Consider the following 15,481-nt stretch of genomic DNA (forward strand, 5'->3'; position numbering starts at 1 on the left):
CTTGCAAAATAATCTGCCTCGGTTTGTAGCGGTCGTTACCGGTCAGAAACGGCAAGTAACGGGGTTTTCTGTTGCGATCATGTTGCGACAGGTTCCGGTTGAGGCCAGAATCCTGTTGCGACGACAAGGATCGGGGTTTCGGCGATGGCCAACGGTGTTGCGACGAAGGCAGGTGCCCGCCGAGCGGGCTTCAAGTTTAGTCTGACCCACGCGCAGGTGATGCAGCTTTCCACCAGCGTCGTGCCGGAGGTCGTTGGGGGCGGGCGGATCAAGTTGGTTCCCCGTCCCAAGGCCGACCAGGGCAAGCCCTACCGGATCGTGGACGCCAGCCAGGGTGCCCCCGTGGGTTTCGGCTTCTACGTGGGCAAGACGAAGGTGACCTACGAGATGGTCCGGCGCGGCCCCAACGGGGTGCGCCGCTTCGCCTTGGGCAACGTGACGGACATGGGCCTGGCTGAGGCCCACGAGAAAGCGCGGCAGCACGTGGCGATCCTGCTGAGCACCGGGGAAAACCCAAAGGTCCACCAGGCCAAGGCCAAGGAAGCAGCCCAGAGCATCAAACGGCTGGCGAACATCACCGTTCGCGAGTGCATGGCTGCCTACCTGGCGGACATGGAAGAGCGCCTGGCCTTGGGGCAGGTCAAGGCGAACAGCGTGGAGGCTTATCGGGACAGCATGGCGCGGTTGGAGCGTCCGGAAGTGAACATGGCCGACCGGGTCGTCAAGGATCTGCGCGAGAATGACATCACGGCCGCCTACAGTAAGATGCGGAAGAGCGCCATGGAGCGCTCCAACCGCGTCCCCACTCACATGAAAGCCGTCCTCAAGGGCTATGAGGACTGGGCGGAGCTCGACACCGCCAAGCTCGAATCACTGGGCATCACGGGCAAATACATCCAGCGGGTGAAAGCCGCCGGAGTGGCCGCGGCCGAGCACACCTTCACCGATGCATACCGCGGCGTGAAGCACATACTGCGCAAGGAGCTGGAGTTGGCCAGCATAGAGGGGCGTCCCCTCGTGCTGTCCTTCAACCCGTTCTCAGTCGTCTTCAGCAAGAAGCTGGTGCGAGGCGCAAGGGCACTGCGGAAACATTACGAACGGGCCGAGGTTCGAAACCCTCTCAACGACGACACTCTCCCCAAGGTGCTCAAGGCGATCGTGGCCCGCCGAGACGAGCAGGGTGGTCACAATGCCGCCGCTTCGGACTATCTGCTGCTGACGCTGCTCTGGGGCTCGCGCCGCAGTGAAGCGGTGCAGCTGCGTTGGTTTGATCGCTGTTCCAAGGGCGAGCTGTCCCAGCGGGAAGTGTCCTGGGTTTGGCTGGGTGCAGCGGATGCGGTGAATCCCTACACCGGCCGCACCGGCCCGCAGGTGTTCATGAGCGACACCAAATCGGGCGAGAGCCGATTCTTGCCCGTGACCTACTTTGCGGAACGGATCCTGCGCCGTCGTTTCGAAGGCCGTTTGGACAACGCCACAGCAAAGAAGGAATTAGCCGCCGCTCGTCAACTGCTGGAGTCAGCGCGCGAGAGTGGTGCGAGCAAGGCCGTGATCGTGGGCCTCCAGGAGGCCGTGGAAAAGGCGGAGCACGAGGTTCAGCGAACGAAATATGTGTTTCCCGCCCGCTCCAGCCGAAGCAAGTCCGGGCACTACTCCGATAGCAAGTCGATCCTGGCCAATGTGCGCCGGGATGCCGGGCTCATTGACCTTCGGGACGAGGTCGACCAAGGCCTGACCACCCACGATCTGCGCCGGACCTTGGGACGCTACGCCGGCCTGCTCCTTGGAGACAGCCGGGTGGTCTCCCAGATGCTCCACCACCACGTGTCGCAGCCGGACGACAAGGGCATGTCGGAGGTGAGCTTGCGCTACACCGACCAGGAGTGGAAGCGATTGCGTGAGGCGTTCTCCGAGGTGGAGGAAATGATGATCGCCACCAGCCCCAGGGTATGGAACCGGCTCAAAGGCGTGGACAAGCCCCGGCTGGACGAATCCAAGGACGAACCGGTTACCATCTTTGCTCCCCGCAACCAGATCACCGCGCTGGATGACGATTGAGCTTCAACGCGCCGAAGAGCAATACCTGGCATTGCAGGCCACGGCGGTAGACCGGGAGTTGGAACGGGCCGCGGCTGGCCTGCCGCCTCCTACCGTGAGCACCAAGGCCGCGGCCAAGTTCCTGGGCGTCCACTTCGACACCCTGGGTGAATGGCGGCGGCGCTCGCCCCCACTGGGTCCTCCCTTCCAGAAAGGGGCGGGGCAGGTTGGGGGTGGGCTGAACCAGCACGTGCGCTACCTCTACAGCGACCTGGTGGAGTGGCAGAACGCCCGGTTGGGCAAGTCACCGAAAGAACGCCGCCTGCAGAATGAGCTGGATATGGCGCAACAGCGCGTGCGCGAGCTGGAACTGGAGCTTTCCCTCCGCCAGGCAAAGGAAGAACTTGCCAAGCTCCAGAAGAAGCTGGGCCGCATCTCGAACCTGGCCACCCTTTCGGACGTGGCGGTGGTGTCGCACGACTGGGCGCTGGATGGGGATCGCATTGCGGGCCATGTCTTGGCTGTGGACGACGCCACGCTTGCTCAGGCCTTGGCCGATGGCAACATTTGGGAAGGCACCGTGGAAGTTGCCTTGGCCCAACCCTGGATCAACACCGAGAGCCGACAACCCTACCAGGACGCATTCCTAGGCGTCCTCGCCGCAACCCAGCATGCCATCGATGCGTCACGGTCGCGCCAGCGTGCCAGTGATCTGGAAGAGCGGTTGAGCGTCGATGTGGTGGAGAGCACTGGGGTTCGGCCCTTTGGGAAGGGGAGCAGTCGGCTTTGAGCGCTGACGAATCCGGCTGGATGGGTGGGCGGCGTCCAGGACGCCCTCCGAAAGATCCTGGTCCTTTCGTCTTGACCTACTCAGAGGACGTTGAGCTTACCCAAGCGATCGATGGAAAGCGGGAGTGGGTCGGTCCTGGTGTGGCGGCCTACATGCTGGGTATTTCCAAGGACGCGCTGAAAAAGCGACGCCAGAGAAACGAAGGGTTGATCCCCGTGCACCGACCGGCGAGAAGCAACCGTCAAGGAGTGCAATACCGTTGGTCTTCGGTGTGTGAATGCCGCGATGCCGAAGGGTATCAACGGTCCATGATGGATGAGCGGCTACGGAGAACAGAAGACCGCTTGGAATCGGCTGAGAAGCTTCTGGCAGAAGCTCTTGCAGCTCTTCGACAAGCGGGCATCCCCGGCTTGGAACAGAAATTGCCCATGGCGTTGAACGAGTCCGATCGACTGATGGGGCTCGCCGTATTTCATCCCCATCGACCCGCGCGTGCGCTCACGGTGCTTGAAGCCCTCGAAATCCCTTGGGTGAGCAGCGAGGCGCGTCAGCCGTTCCACAACTGGGCCATGGACGTGCTCCAGTCCGCCGCCGAGAGCGTTGCGAAAGCCACCGATTGCTCCTTGTTCCCGTCTTTTTATCGGGAAACGCTCGGATGAGGCATATCAATGCATGCTGGCCGTTATCGGGACAAATGTCCCGATAAAGCGGCCTTTTCGCGCGGAAATCCTACAGCGCCGCGCCCGCAAGCTCGCGTCCGTTCCGATCGGGAACGACAGGCGAGATCGACATGCAGTCCAACGTTCTTCAGTTCAAACCGGCTACCCGCACCAAGCGCCTCTTGGCGCCGAAGGCCACCCGGCTCACCACCGCTTGCTACAAGGCGTGCGACAAAGACTACTCGGCCGTCGATTGGTATACCCCGCCGGCAATCGTCAAAGCGCTGGGTGGCCAGGAGGGGTTTGACCTCGATCCTTGCACGCCGGAAGACCATTCCGATCTGCCGGCGCCGACGGCCTGCCGGATGATCCCGCCCAGCCAGGATGGCCTGGCGACGGTGTGGTGGCCGCAGGCCTTCGTGTGGATGAACCCGCCCTACGGGAAGGGCATGGACAAGTGGTTGGCCATGCTGGCCAACCACCCCGGAGGTGGTATCGCGCTGGTGCCGGCCCACATGGACCCGGCTTGGATGCACGACTTCGTGCTCAACCATCCCAACACCACCGCCATCCTCCTCACCCGCGGACGACTGAAGTTCGTGCGTCCGGACGGAACCACTGGAACTGCCGCGCCGACCGGGTCGGTGTTCGTGGCTTACGGCCAGCGGGCTGCCCGCAACCTCAAGAGGGCGCAGGAAGACGGTGTGCTGCGTGGGAAGTTCTTTGCGATCCAGCGGGTGACGAAGGTGGCCAACGCCAACCAGGGGAGTGCCAACGATGAGTAATCAGACCGAAGGCGCTCTGCGCGTCTTGCAGTGGCTTGGAAGCATGGAGGCTCGCGTCAACAACTCGCATACCAAGGGCTGGCGTCAGGTGCCCGGAAATCTTCCGATGCACACGTGTCCGAGGGATTACGCCAAGGAGTGGGAACAGAAGGTCGCCCACCGCAAGGGAGCTGCGAACAAGCGCTTGGTGAAGGCCATCCGAGCCATTCCCGCCAGCAACAACCGCGAGCGAATGACTTTGTTTGTGAATTACGCGCTGAAAGTGGCTGTCCATCGGCAGCTTGAGAAGTTCCAGGCCAACTTGGGATTGCCCGTGATGCCGTGGGTGGACATGGATCTGTTGGGGCCCGTGAAGGAAGGGCAGGCCGATTGGCACGGACAGGTGACCGATGCCTACGTGACTGCCATGCAGCATGCAGCGCCCTTTGAGTGCCTGCTGGGAGAGGTGTTCAACGTCGTAGTGGGGGCGGGCCAAAAATCGGATTGTCAGCACTTCACGCCCTGGGACATGGCCAGTGCAATTCCGCGACTTCTCCCCGAGGGCAGGACGTTGACGGGCGACGCCATGGTGGCGCCGGTCACGGTGATGGATCCCGCGTGTGGTTCTGGAACGCTGCTGTTGGCTCAGATCCAAGGCCATCTTCGGAATGGCCATAACCGTCCTGACGCACTGAAGAACCTTGTGGTCATGGCCAATGATCGGGACCCGCTTTGCGCCGCAACGACGGCCCTCCAGTTGCTGATGAATCAGCTGGTGTGGGAACAGCCGATTGGCCTGGTCAACGTGGAGTGCAAGGACACGATCACGGAATACCTGAAACCGAAACCGGTGTTTGGCACGGTGATCGCCCATTGGACGACTGAGTCGACCACTTTCAAGGAGAACCCCCATGACGCATAAGGAAATGTCCCCTGGTCTGGCCAGTGGTCTGGTCAAAGCAATCCGTGGAATTCCCACGCGACCGAACCGTCCGTGGAATGCCCGCGAGGCCATGGAGCTGTTCGTTCAGCACACCTTGGTGAGTCTCATCCACGCGGGCAACATGATGGCGATCGACAAGCTGGGCGCATGCTTTAGCGGCCGGGCGCTCGGCTTCGCCACGTTGCAGGAACACAGCCCTCCGGTCGAGCCGTTGGCTCATGCCATCAAGGCCTATACGGACCTGGTGGGCGAGTGCCGCCCGTTCGAAGACTTGCTGGTTTGGGTGCATGCCGAGTTGTTGGCCACCAAAGGCGGGGAAGGCATTGGTCAGTTCTTTACGCCAACGGATTTGGTGGAACTGACCGCTGGTATCGCTCAGGATCATTTCATCCGTCACCCGGCCAACCCTCGCTGCTTCAGGATTCACGAGCCGGCATGCGGTGCCGGTGGGTTGCTGTTGGGCGCTGTTCGCTCGCGAATGGAAGGCTTTCCCAGCGACACGATCGAGGTGAGCGCCGTGGACCTGGATCCGTTCTGCGTGGCGATGACGGCCTTGCAGCTGCAGGCAGCCCAAGTGCTGCATGGCGTCCCGCTCAAGCACGTCGAGCTCTGGGTAGGAAACACCTTGGCTGGCCCACTGAAGCTGGGTTACATCACCAACCGGTGGAAGGGAACGGTAGAGGAGTTGTTGGAGCAAAAGGCGGTGATGGTTGTTTAGTCAAGTGTGGCCTCCCGCCCCGCCGTAACAAGCACCCGTTACACCCGTCCCAGGTGCTTGTTACGGAGGAATCTCCCGTTGATTCAATGGCTTTGCAGTCGTGTCAGTGCTTGTAACGGGTGTAACGGGTAGGTGGGTATTACTTTCCAGTGCATAGGAAGTGTGGGCTTGAATGACTCATGAGTTTTTCAAACTGATGGATCCACTTGTTACACCTGTTACACCCGTGACAAGCCTTATCTGACAAGGGTTCCAGCGGTAACAAGGGGTGTAACAAGCACCTGTTACACCTTGGTCCAAAAGTGCGAACTACCTCACGCATTTGCAGAAAATGCTGTTGAGGAAGCAGAAATTGGTTTTAGTCAAATGATCGGTATGGACAAGTTCGTGAGCTCTGTTTGGATGGAGTTGTGGCCACAACAAGGCCACATCATCCAGGAAACGAGCAATGACGAACATCCCGAGATCGAAGAAGGCGACTCAACCGCGAGACGAATTGTTGAAGGCTCGGGTAAGCCGAGCGTTCAAGCAGCGGCTACAAGCGGCGGCTGATGCCCAGGGCAAGACTCCATCGGAAGCCATGCGCCAAGCGCTGGTGGAATGGATGAGTCGCGTCCAGCAAGCCGCGTAATCAATAAAAAACCCCGGCGCCAACCGGGGTTCTAAAACGGACAACACACACATGAACGATACAACGACAACCTCGGGTGTCAATGGGCGCCCCAACAATGTCCTCTCCTTTCGAGGAAATGCGGCTCCCAAGGCCGCGTTTGGCGCACCAGCGCCCAAAGCAACCTTGAGCGATCAAGCGTTTGAGGCTGATTTCGCCGACCATCTGAAAGCGACGGAGGAGTATGCGATCGGCGGCAAGCTGCCAGATGGCGATGACGATTGCAGCTTCTTTCGATGGCTGCCTGAGCAGGGCTATTGGGACCGGTGTTCTGAGAAGGACATGGCCGCCAAGGCGCTTTCCTGGCTCCGATTGGAGCGCAAGGACAAGGCGAACGCCGGTCACGCCACCAGCTGCATCAACACCGCCGTGCTGGAGTTGATGGGTGATCGGCAATGCTGGCTGCCCAAGAAGTCCGATCGCCGGGCCATCGTTCCCCTCAAAGGGGGCTACCTTGAGATCGTCAAGCCGGACGAACCGAGCCGTGCTCCAGCTGCGGCTGATGGTGAAGAAGTCATCGATCAAGACGTCTTCTCACCCACCTACGGACAGAGCTTGGGGCTGCGGCAGGCCATCCTGTTTCCGGAAGACGTGGCGCCCTCTAGGACGCGTATCCGGGTGCTGGCGCCGAGCAAGGAACATGGCATCACTTACCAAGTGCCGGCCAAGCTGCGGCTGGACCAGGTGGATGGAGAGGGGTATTACATCCCCAAGCCGTTGGACCCCCATTCGAAGTTCGGTCAATACCTGGATCTCTTCCAGCCCGATCTGGAGGTGCGCGCGCTCTTACAGGAAGCGGTGGCCAGCTCGTTGATGTCGATCTGCTTTGAAAAGGCCTTCTTCCTGGTCGGGTCGGGCAGCAATGGAAAGTCCACGTTCCTCCACATCCTGCGCGCCCTTCACCCTCGCAACGTGTCGCTGCGCCTGGAGAAGCTGGACGGAACTTTTGCCATGGCCCCTTTGGTGGGCAAGAGCGCCTACATCGTCACGGAGACGCCCAAGGTCCTTGCCGCATCCATCCAGGAAGTGCTGAAGGCGCTCATTTCGCGTGACCCCATCCAAGTGGAGGCCAAGCGCAAGGATGCTTACACCACGCTGCCGATCGGCACCCTGTTTGCCAGCGTCAACTCCTGGTTCACGGTGTCAGGGCACGAGCACGGGTTCTGGAGAAAGGTCCTGGCCATCCCCTTCAACGTTCGAATGGGGGAGAAGACCCACGAGAGTGCGAACGGTGGAAGTGGAAAGAAGCGCGAGCCTGATTTCCACCTGCAGATCACCGAAAGCGAGGAGGAGATGGCCCAGGTGTTGGACTGGGTGCTGGAAGGAGCGCTGCGCCTCATGGAGCGAGGCGGGTTCTCCGAGAAGCTGCCCGATGCCGTGGTCGCACTGGCCGAGCAGAACCGAATGGAGTCGGACACGACCATGGCCTACATGGCGGACCGCGAGGCAACCTACGACAGCGGTGTTTGCACCGACAAGACCGCCATCTATGCCGATTACCGCCAATACGTGTTGGAGGAACTGGGTAAGAAGCCCGTCAACGCGGAAGACTTCTGGAAGCGCGTTCGCGAGAAGTTTCCCGAGGCCGGCATCTACCAAATCTCCCATGGGGGCAAGAAGCCACGTGTGGCAGAGATTCGGATTGCTGGGATCAAGCCGTTGAGGGACTTGGCCGATCTGGAAATGCCTGTATGAGCACCTCATCCGACGATCTCCAATCTCGCTTTGCCGAAGCCGCCCTGGCCGGCAACCTCGCCGAGTGCCAGCGGCTCCATGCCCTTGGTGCCGACGTGAACCATGCCGACAAGGACCGGTTCACCCCGCTGCACGAAGCCGCCCAAGGCGGACATCCCGAGGTGTGCGAATGGTTGATCGGGCAGGGGGCGCAGGTAGACGCGGTCGACAAGACGAACAACACCCCCCTCCACGAAGCCGCTCGGTTCAACGAACCCCAAGCAGTGACGTCCCTGGTCAACGCAGGTGCATGTCTTGAACGCCCGGGTTACGAAGGACGAACTCCGCTGTATCAAGCCGCGCTCTACGGGTCCAAGGATGCGTTGGAAGCGCTCATTGCCGAGGGGGCGGACGTCCACGCCCGCATCTGCCACACGAAGTGGGACACTGTGACCCGGAAGCTCATCTACGACGCCCAGGTCGTGCGGGAAACGACGTTCACCAACGGCACGGCTCTGCACGCAGCCGCTCAAGCCGGCGCCAACTGTTCATCGCCCAACCGGCCCGACCACTTGGGTTGCGCAGAATCATTGCTGGCCGCTGGGGCGGGCATCGGCGCGAAAGAGCGGGTGAGGGCGACGTTGAAGAACGTGCTGCCCACTGGGGATGAGATTGAATCCTCGTTCGCGCTGCTGCCGCTCAACGCGGCCACCACCCTGGACATGGCCAAGCTCCTCGTGGCTCACGGGTCACCCCTGGAAGGCAACCCATCCCCGTTTGCCAGTGCCGTGGGCGTTGTGAAGGGGCAGCAAGGCATGGACATCGCGGCCTTCCTGTTGAACCAGGGCTACCGGCCCAACGATCACGATCGAAAGGTCATGGCGAGAGTGGGGATGGAGCCAGGTGCGCTCGACCACCGGGCTCATGAGATGCGCTCGGAGGAACGGCACAGGCGCCTGGAAGAAACGTTGAATCAGGCCTCGCCCGCCGTAGCCCATGGCAGCAGCCCAAGTGCTCCATGCATGGTCATCGGCGGGGCGTTATGGAGCGCCCGCAATGACGTCAAGGCGCAGCCAGTCGCCGTCCAAGAAGCACCCCGCCAACGGATGCGCCTATGAGATCGCGTGACAGGTTTGAGATGTCTCTTCACGAGGCCGCACGTTTGAACCGCCCGGACCTGGTGCTTGCCCTGTTGGAGGCTGGCGCCGACATTGAAAGGCCGGATGAGGAAGGTCGAACCCCGTTATGCCTCGCCGCGCTCTATGGGTCCAAAGAGACTTTGAAGGCCTTGATCGGCGCGGGTGCCGATGTGAATGCTCGCATCGAACATTCCACATTTGTAGGTGCGCAGAGGCAGCAGACAGGGTTTCTGAGGCAAGTCATCGGAACGACAGCGTTACACCTTGCTGCAGCGGCGGGAGGGCGATATTCAACGCCAATGTGCCCCGACCACCTTGGATGCGCACAACTGCTGCTGGCAGCAGGGAGCAATGTTGGTGCGGAAGAAGTGACGACGGAGACTCGGGTGGCGGCAGGCGTCATATGCGACGAGCCTCAACTGGTCAGAACCTTTGTGCCCCTCAATTATGCGGGCACTTTGGAGATGGCCAAGTTGCTTGTTGCCCATGGATCCCCCAGGAACAGGAGCGATTCACCCATCGTCAGTGTGGTGCGCATGCTCCAAGGCAGGAGCGGGTTAGACATCGCTGCCTTTCTGCTCAAAGAGGGGTATGAACTGACAGAAGGCGCGTGCGCCGTCATGGAATGGGTAGGCATTCAACCTGGCATGCTGATTCATCGAGCCTATGAAATGCGCGCGGGTGAGCGACACAAGCGCTTGGAAAGGCAGCTGCGCCAAGCATCTCCTGGCTCAAGGATGCGTTTGTGACCGGGGCTTGCCAAATCCCGACGCCGTCGCATGCTGAAGCGATGGACCATTCCGACGCCCTCCACGAATCCGCTCTCGATCGCCAGGACGCCCTGGCGGCATCCCCCCGTTTCGTGGTCCTCAAGACCCCCGGCGGCGTCCGCCTCCAGCTCCAGGACGACGATGGGGACCCCGACACGCGGCTGACCATCGACCGCGTGTTGACCTTGCTGGAGAGCGCGTTGGAGCAAGGCCGCGCGGTCACCCTCCACGATTAGCCCACCCACCACCATCCGCACCGCCGACAGGGTGCGTCTTCTTCCCAGGAGATCCCTGTCGTGTCCGATTCAACCAACGAAAGCTTCCTTCAGCGCCACTCGCGCGACGTCGTCGAGCGCCTGATCCGCCAGATGGAGGAGGGCACCGGCCCCTTCGTCCAACCTTGGGACGCCCGCATGGACCTGGGGCGCCCGATGAACCCCACGACCGGCAAGACCTACAAGGGCGGCAACCTGCTCCACCTCTGGACCTTGCAGAACGCCTGGGACGTGAAGGACAACCGTTGGATGACCTACAAGCAAGCCGCGGCCGTGGGCGCCCAGGTGCGCAAGGGGGAGAGGGCCAGTGTCATCGAGTATTGGGACTGGTCACCGGTCGAAGAAGCGAAGAAGAGCGGCGACCCCGAGCTCATCGCCAAGGCCCACCCCAAGGTGTTCTTCCCCCGGGTGTTCAACGCCTCCCAGATCGATGGCTTGCCCGCACTGGTCCTACCGGAGCAGCGGCCAGAGCCGGAGATCCACCAGGCCTGCGAGAAGGTCATCCAAGACAGTGGGGCCAAGATCAGCCACGACGGGGGCAACCAAGCGTTCTACCGCCCGATGACCGATAGCATCCACCTCCCAGAGCGGAACACCTTCCACTCGGCCAGCGGCTACTACGCCACCGCCCTCCACGAACTGGGCCACTGGACCGGCTTCCCCTCCCGCTTGAATCGCCCAATGAAGGGCGGCTTCGGCTCCGTGGATTACGCGAAGGAAGAGCTGGTGGCCGAAGTGTCGTCCATGCTGATGGGCGAGCGCCTGGGCATCGGCCACGACCCCACCCAGCACGCGGCCTACATCCAGCACTGGATCCAGATCCTCCGCAACGACCCCCGCGAACTCTTCCGAGCCGCTGCATCGGCCGATCGGGTGGTGGAGTTTCTGAAGGTGCCCGAGCTCGTCCACGAGCCACTGCCGAAGGTGGAGCAGGAACGGCAGCCGGTGGCGGCCAACCAGCAGGAGCTTGAAAAACCTAACGTCGAAAAGGCTCGCACCAAGGGGCGTTCGAAGACCAAGCAGCGGGAACACGTGATGGTGGCCTGATCCCCTTGCGGGTTCACCAATTCGAGTTATGCATAGGGATACCTACTCACGAAATGGAGGTGTCCCTTGAAACCCATCGTTCTCGCCATTGCTCTCGTTGCCGCCATCCCCTCGGCATTCGCCGCCGACAACACCTCCTCACGCCGCTACGGCACCTCTGAAGCCCTGTCCGTTCAGGACGCCCGATTGGGCGAGGTGCTGATGGTGCGCCCCGTCCAGCTCAAGAGCGACAAGAAGGTCAACGCCGGTTCGGCCATCGGAGCCGCGGTGGGATACGGCGCGGCCCGCAACGTGGACGGTGACCACCGCAACGCCGCCCGTGTGGCCGGTGGGGTCATCGGTGGGGTGGCCGGCACGGCCATCCAGAACGGCTTCTCCGGCCGACGCGCCATCGAGATCTACGTGCGCGACTTGAGCGACAGCCGCGGCCGGGTCATCGCCATCGTCCAGGAGGGGGACGTGATGGTGCGCCAAGGGGATCGCGTGTTCCTGGTGGGCAAGGGCAAGAAGACGCGGGTGGTGCCCGTGATTCCCCAAGCGCTTCTGGACCCCACCCGCATGGCTCCATGCGACGCCAGCGTAGGGACCTGGGACCCCGATGCTTGCCCTGCCCCTCGACTTACCCGTGTGGGAACAGGGCTCGAAACGCTGATTGCTGATGGAATGACCGTCCAAGAGGCGATTGAGGCGTCCGGGGCACTCGCCGCGCTCGAACGTCGCATCCACGCGATGGATGCAGCACCGCCCATGAGCAACCCGCAGTTCACGCCCGTGGGTTCAACGGGCATTGGCGGCCCCACGCAAGCAGCTGGCGCGTGCGGAGAAGAGACGCAGACGCGCATTGGTTGCGTGGCTCGCTGACATGTGGGCCTTTCTGAAGGGTCTGCTCACTCCGCGCCGCATCCCAGCGGACCGTCGTCCTCTCGACGAGTTTGGTGATGCGGGCTTGTCAGACGATGCAAAGGCGGAAATCGACCGGCTGCGTCAGGCTCGAGGCTGGGGGGTCAGCCGCACCGGTATGACCAACTGCCATTTGCGTCCCGTCGCGCGGCAATGGTGCGCCCGCACCGGCGGCAAGTGATGGGCCCGGACTGGACCGCCGTGTGGTTCGCCCTTTGGACCACGGTCGCGTTCGCGGGCTGGCTGGCAGTGCTGGCATGCACCGCCTTCCTCCTGCCCACGTGGACGGGCCGCAGGTTTCGCGCGGCCGCTCGGACCGGTGGCCCCGATGACCATGCAAAGGAAAAGCCCCAGATCCCACGTCCATCTTCGCCCCGACCCGGTCGACCTGCGCGATCCCATCGATTTCCTGTTCGAGACCGACGGGCAGCGCGACCCACTGCTCCAGGCCCTCTACACCACCTCGCTGGTCCACCGACGCGATGTGGACGCCATCGACCGGCTGCTGGACCAGCATCGGGAGGCTTACGGCGAACCGGAGCAGGTGGCCTACGCCCAGCAGCGGGATGGCCTACATGACCGGCCATTGCCCCTGATGAGCAGCGATGGGTGCGTTGGCGACGCTGGCCTCCAGCACTACCTGGAGGAACACCGCGCCTGGAATCCGGTCACCCAGAGGGAGCGCGCCTTGTCCTCGCAGACCCTGGGGATGAGCGCATGAGCCTGTCTGCTTACCACGTGGCGCGGGAGGACATGCGAGCACTGCGACGCCAAACGTTGGCCAAGGTATTCCGTCACGGGATGACGGCCATTGAGGCATCGCACGCGCTCGCCATGGAACTGGGCTACAGCTTCACGGACACCACCATTCATTCCGATCTGAAGGCGCTCGGGCTCAAGCCCGAATCGGGCACCGAAAGGGTGAGGGCGATGACCAAGGCTCGCCGAATGGAGGTCAAGAAGGGCGTGCTCGCGGGGGAGTCGGTCCAGTCCCTGGCCGAGAGATTGAGGGTCCCTGTTCACACCATCAAAGCCGATTGCCACGTCCTGGTCGAGGCCGGGGATCTCCCCGCCGACATGCTTGCGCGGGGTCGAGTTCAACGTCGCCTGGCCGCGATGACGGCGGACATGGCTCGCTTGGGGCCGGAAGCCCGAGCTGCCTATGAGGCCTTGTGGGAAGCGGTGGCGGACGATCCCTATGGGTTGCCTGGGAGCTCCCCATGAACCTCATTCGTAGCGCCGCGTCCTGGTGGAACGCACGCCGAAGCCCTTCGCTTCAAAGGACATTCGACGAGCAGCAGCGCAACCTTGATAAGGAGCGTTGGCGGAAGAATCGTCTGGCTCGGGGCGCTGAAAATGCACCGGGCTGGTTCAATCGCGGTGGCATTGTGCAGGAGGTGCTTTATTTTCTGCTTATTCTCACCGTCATTGGGCTGCGCTATTTCGTCTTCTTCATGGCGGCCCTACTGGTCCTCACTCTATTTTTCGGTCGCTGAAGCCAGCCGTTCACTTCAAGTATGCACCGGGCAGTGGCCTCTTCACTGGGAATCTTGGCTCCGCTTCCCCCTCCCGCAAGGGCAGGCCTCCTCCACGGTGTTCCGGCCCTTCGCTGTGCGCCTGGCGGTGCTCGCTCCCGGGTGCGGGAGGTGCTGATCGCTTCGCCCATCGGTTCCCAGAGGCGCATCCCGCGCCGGTGGAGAAAGCAGATGAAGCGAGCGAACGACATCCGGGCCCAGTATCAACTGACGATGGACGAGGAAGGCATCCTCCTGGCCGCCTCGCAAATCCTGGAGCGCCGCCTGCAGCGCCAAGGCGCCATCACCGACCCCAGCGACGCCGCCGACTTCCTCAAGGCCCGCTGCGCCGGACTGCCGCACGAGGTGTTCGGCGTGGTCTTCCTCGATACCCGCCACCGCATCATTGCCACCGAGCACCTGTTCCAGGGCACCATCGATGGCTGCGAAGTTCACCCCCGCATCGTGGCCAAGCAGGCCTTGGACCACAACGCCGCGGCGGTCATCTTCTTTCACAACCATCCCAGCGGAAACCCGGAGCCCAGCGCGGCCGACCGTGCCCTGACGGCCCGCCTGAAGCAGTCGCTGGCACTGCTGGACGTTCGAGTGCTGGACCATCTGGTGGTTGCGGGAACCTCGCACGTGTCGATGGCTGCTCGGGGGTGGGTGTGACCACCCCCTTTATCACTCAGGAAAGGCCTGTCGCCGCCACCGGCCGCTGCGCGACCGGTGATCTGAAAAGCACTCGATGGAAGAAAGGCGACAACGCCTTCGACGCGGATTCGATGTTAGGAATCACGTTCCTGGGTCCAGCCCGAATCCTTCCTGGTGGTGGACGTCCCGGGCCAACCTGGGGTGCCGGTGAGGGTGGGCGGCCGCTTGGCGGGGAAAACCAACGCCCAGGGCCGCCTGGTGGTGGGCGAGGTGACCCCGATGGTGCCCACCGAGGTTCGCGTGGACGACAGGGCGCTGCCGCTGGGCACCCAGCTGGCCGAAATCGAACAAACCGCCACCGCGGGCCGCCTATCCGGCATGCACTTGACCTTCCCCGTCCTGACCGAGACCGCGCGAACTTTCCGCCTCACGGGCCCGGCCATCGAAGCGGGCACGGTGGCCAAGACGGCGACCGAGACCACCCAGGTGGGCTACGACGGCGTGCTCTACCTGGAGCAGCCGCGCTCCGGCCTGACGGTGGAGGTGGAAGGGGTCTGCAAGGCCCAGCTGCCTGCGGACCTTGGGGCTGCGCAAACGGTGGCTGAGGTGGCTTGCCGGTGAGTGGGAAAAGCGCTGTCTGCGCAGTGCGAGTTGGATGGCACAGATGGTCCCCTAGCGCCTTCGTTGCAGCTCAACGGTTTGCGGGTCCTACATCCATGCGCGGAGGGGCTAACTTGCTGATTGTATTGGTCGAGGCGAAAATGGCGAAGGGGATGAGTTGCGACCTTTCGGAGTCGCAACGGCTGTGCGGCGGCGCAGCCCATGAGACGGAGTTCGGGTATGTTCCGAAGCGTCGTCCTAGGGCTTTTTCAGCGCACAGGCTTCCCATGGCCCTAAGGGGCCATTTTTGCGGCTGGTCCGCGATCG

General features: G+C 62.5%; 19 protein-coding genes. All 19 read left to right on the forward strand.

Going from position 1 to position 15,481, the window contains the following annotated elements; translation table 11 throughout:
* The first annotated feature begins 144 nt into the window (after window positions 1-144).
* The 19 genes from AC5P9I_RS09645 (at window position 145) to AC5P9I_RS09735 (ending at window position 15,175) form a co-directional block, all read left to right on the forward strand.
* Window positions 145-2,058, forward strand: a complete 1,914-nt coding sequence (locus AC5P9I_RS09645) for a site-specific integrase (protein WP_180849844.1) — start codon at window positions 145-147, stop codon at window positions 2,056-2,058.
* A complete protein-coding gene (locus AC5P9I_RS09650) occupies window positions 2,048-2,827 on the forward strand; it encodes a nucleotide-binding protein (protein ID WP_180849843.1) in 780 nt (259 codons plus the stop codon). Before AC5P9I_RS09645 ends, AC5P9I_RS09650 begins: the two co-directional genes overlap by 11 nt.
* A gap of 71 nt (window positions 2,828-2,898) precedes the next feature.
* Window positions 2,899-3,486: a hypothetical protein gene (locus AC5P9I_RS09655; protein ID WP_313229515.1), complete on the forward strand. Its 588-nt coding sequence runs from the start codon at window positions 2,899-2,901 to the stop codon at window positions 3,484-3,486.
* A 131-nt stretch (window positions 3,487-3,617) separates the two neighbouring features.
* Complete coding sequence (locus tag AC5P9I_RS09660) at window positions 3,618-4,271, forward strand: DNA N-6-adenine-methyltransferase (RefSeq protein WP_219630449.1); 654 nt, start codon at window positions 3,618-3,620, stop codon at window positions 4,269-4,271.
* The gene (locus tag AC5P9I_RS09665; RefSeq protein ID WP_481507524.1) at window positions 4,264-5,172 is read left to right on the forward strand and encodes a DNA methyltransferase family protein; all 909 of its coding nucleotides are present in this window, start codon (window positions 4,264-4,266) and stop codon (window positions 5,170-5,172) included. Before AC5P9I_RS09660 ends, AC5P9I_RS09665 begins: the two co-directional genes overlap by 8 nt.
* Entirely contained in the window at window positions 5,162-5,911 is a 750-nt protein-coding gene (locus AC5P9I_RS09670; RefSeq protein WP_180849840.1) for an N-6 DNA methylase, read from the forward strand. Before AC5P9I_RS09665 ends, AC5P9I_RS09670 begins: the two co-directional genes overlap by 11 nt.
* Before the next feature lie 375 nt (window positions 5,912-6,286).
* The gene (locus AC5P9I_RS09675; protein WP_180849839.1) at window positions 6,287-6,463 is read left to right on the forward strand and encodes a hypothetical protein; all 177 of its coding nucleotides are present in this window, start codon (window positions 6,287-6,289) and stop codon (window positions 6,461-6,463) included.
* A 130-nt stretch (window positions 6,464-6,593) separates the two neighbouring features.
* Window positions 6,594-8,276 carry a DNA primase family protein gene (locus AC5P9I_RS09680; RefSeq protein WP_180849838.1) on the forward strand — a complete coding sequence of 561 codons (1,683 nt, stop codon included), beginning with the start codon at window positions 6,594-6,596 and terminating at the stop codon, window positions 8,274-8,276.
* On the forward strand, window positions 8,273-9,373 hold the full coding sequence (locus AC5P9I_RS09685) for an ankyrin repeat domain-containing protein (RefSeq protein ID WP_481527143.1): 1,101 nt from the start codon (window positions 8,273-8,275) through the stop codon (window positions 9,371-9,373). Before AC5P9I_RS09680 ends, AC5P9I_RS09685 begins: the two co-directional genes overlap by 4 nt.
* Window positions 9,370-10,143 (forward strand): ankyrin repeat domain-containing protein, encoded by a 774-nt coding sequence (locus AC5P9I_RS09690; RefSeq protein WP_481527142.1) that lies wholly within the window; start codon window positions 9,370-9,372, stop codon window positions 10,141-10,143. The genes AC5P9I_RS09685 and AC5P9I_RS09690 overlap by 4 nt, the downstream gene beginning before the upstream one ends.
* Before the next feature lie 41 nt (window positions 10,144-10,184).
* Window positions 10,185-10,400, forward strand: coding sequence for a hypothetical protein (locus AC5P9I_RS09695; RefSeq protein ID WP_481527141.1), 216 nt, complete (start codon window positions 10,185-10,187; stop codon window positions 10,398-10,400).
* A 60-nt stretch (window positions 10,401-10,460) separates the two neighbouring features.
* Window positions 10,461-11,486, forward strand: coding sequence for an ArdC family protein (locus tag AC5P9I_RS09700; protein ID WP_481527140.1), 1,026 nt, complete (start codon window positions 10,461-10,463; stop codon window positions 11,484-11,486).
* Window positions 11,487-11,552: 66 nt separating this feature from the next.
* Window positions 11,553-12,347, forward strand: a complete 795-nt coding sequence (locus tag AC5P9I_RS09705; protein ID WP_254573924.1) for an outer membrane lipoprotein — start codon at window positions 11,553-11,555, stop codon at window positions 12,345-12,347.
* Between the two features lies 1 nt (window position 12,348).
* A complete protein-coding gene (locus tag AC5P9I_RS09710) occupies window positions 12,349-12,567 on the forward strand; it encodes a hypothetical protein (RefSeq protein WP_254573925.1) in 219 nt (72 codons plus the stop codon).
* A gap of 147 nt (window positions 12,568-12,714) precedes the next feature.
* The gene (locus AC5P9I_RS09715) at window positions 12,715-13,107 is read left to right on the forward strand and encodes a hypothetical protein (protein ID WP_481527139.1); all 393 of its coding nucleotides are present in this window, start codon (window positions 12,715-12,717) and stop codon (window positions 13,105-13,107) included.
* Window positions 13,104-13,610, forward strand: a complete 507-nt coding sequence (locus AC5P9I_RS09720; protein WP_478060882.1) for a hypothetical protein — start codon at window positions 13,104-13,106, stop codon at window positions 13,608-13,610. Before AC5P9I_RS09715 ends, AC5P9I_RS09720 begins: the two co-directional genes overlap by 4 nt.
* The gene (locus AC5P9I_RS09725) at window positions 13,607-13,882 is read left to right on the forward strand and encodes a hypothetical protein (protein WP_481527138.1); all 276 of its coding nucleotides are present in this window, start codon (window positions 13,607-13,609) and stop codon (window positions 13,880-13,882) included. Before AC5P9I_RS09720 ends, AC5P9I_RS09725 begins: the two co-directional genes overlap by 4 nt.
* A gap of 210 nt (window positions 13,883-14,092) precedes the next feature.
* The gene (locus tag AC5P9I_RS09730; protein ID WP_478060886.1) at window positions 14,093-14,572 is read left to right on the forward strand and encodes a JAB domain-containing protein; all 480 of its coding nucleotides are present in this window, start codon (window positions 14,093-14,095) and stop codon (window positions 14,570-14,572) included.
* A 207-nt stretch (window positions 14,573-14,779) separates the two neighbouring features.
* On the forward strand, window positions 14,780-15,175 hold the full coding sequence (locus tag AC5P9I_RS09735; protein WP_481527137.1) for a hypothetical protein: 396 nt from the start codon (window positions 14,780-14,782) through the stop codon (window positions 15,173-15,175).
* Window positions 15,176-15,481: the final 306 nt, after the last annotated feature.

Source organism: Stenotrophomonas sp. YJH_SMC_29 (genome assembly GCF_059371235.1).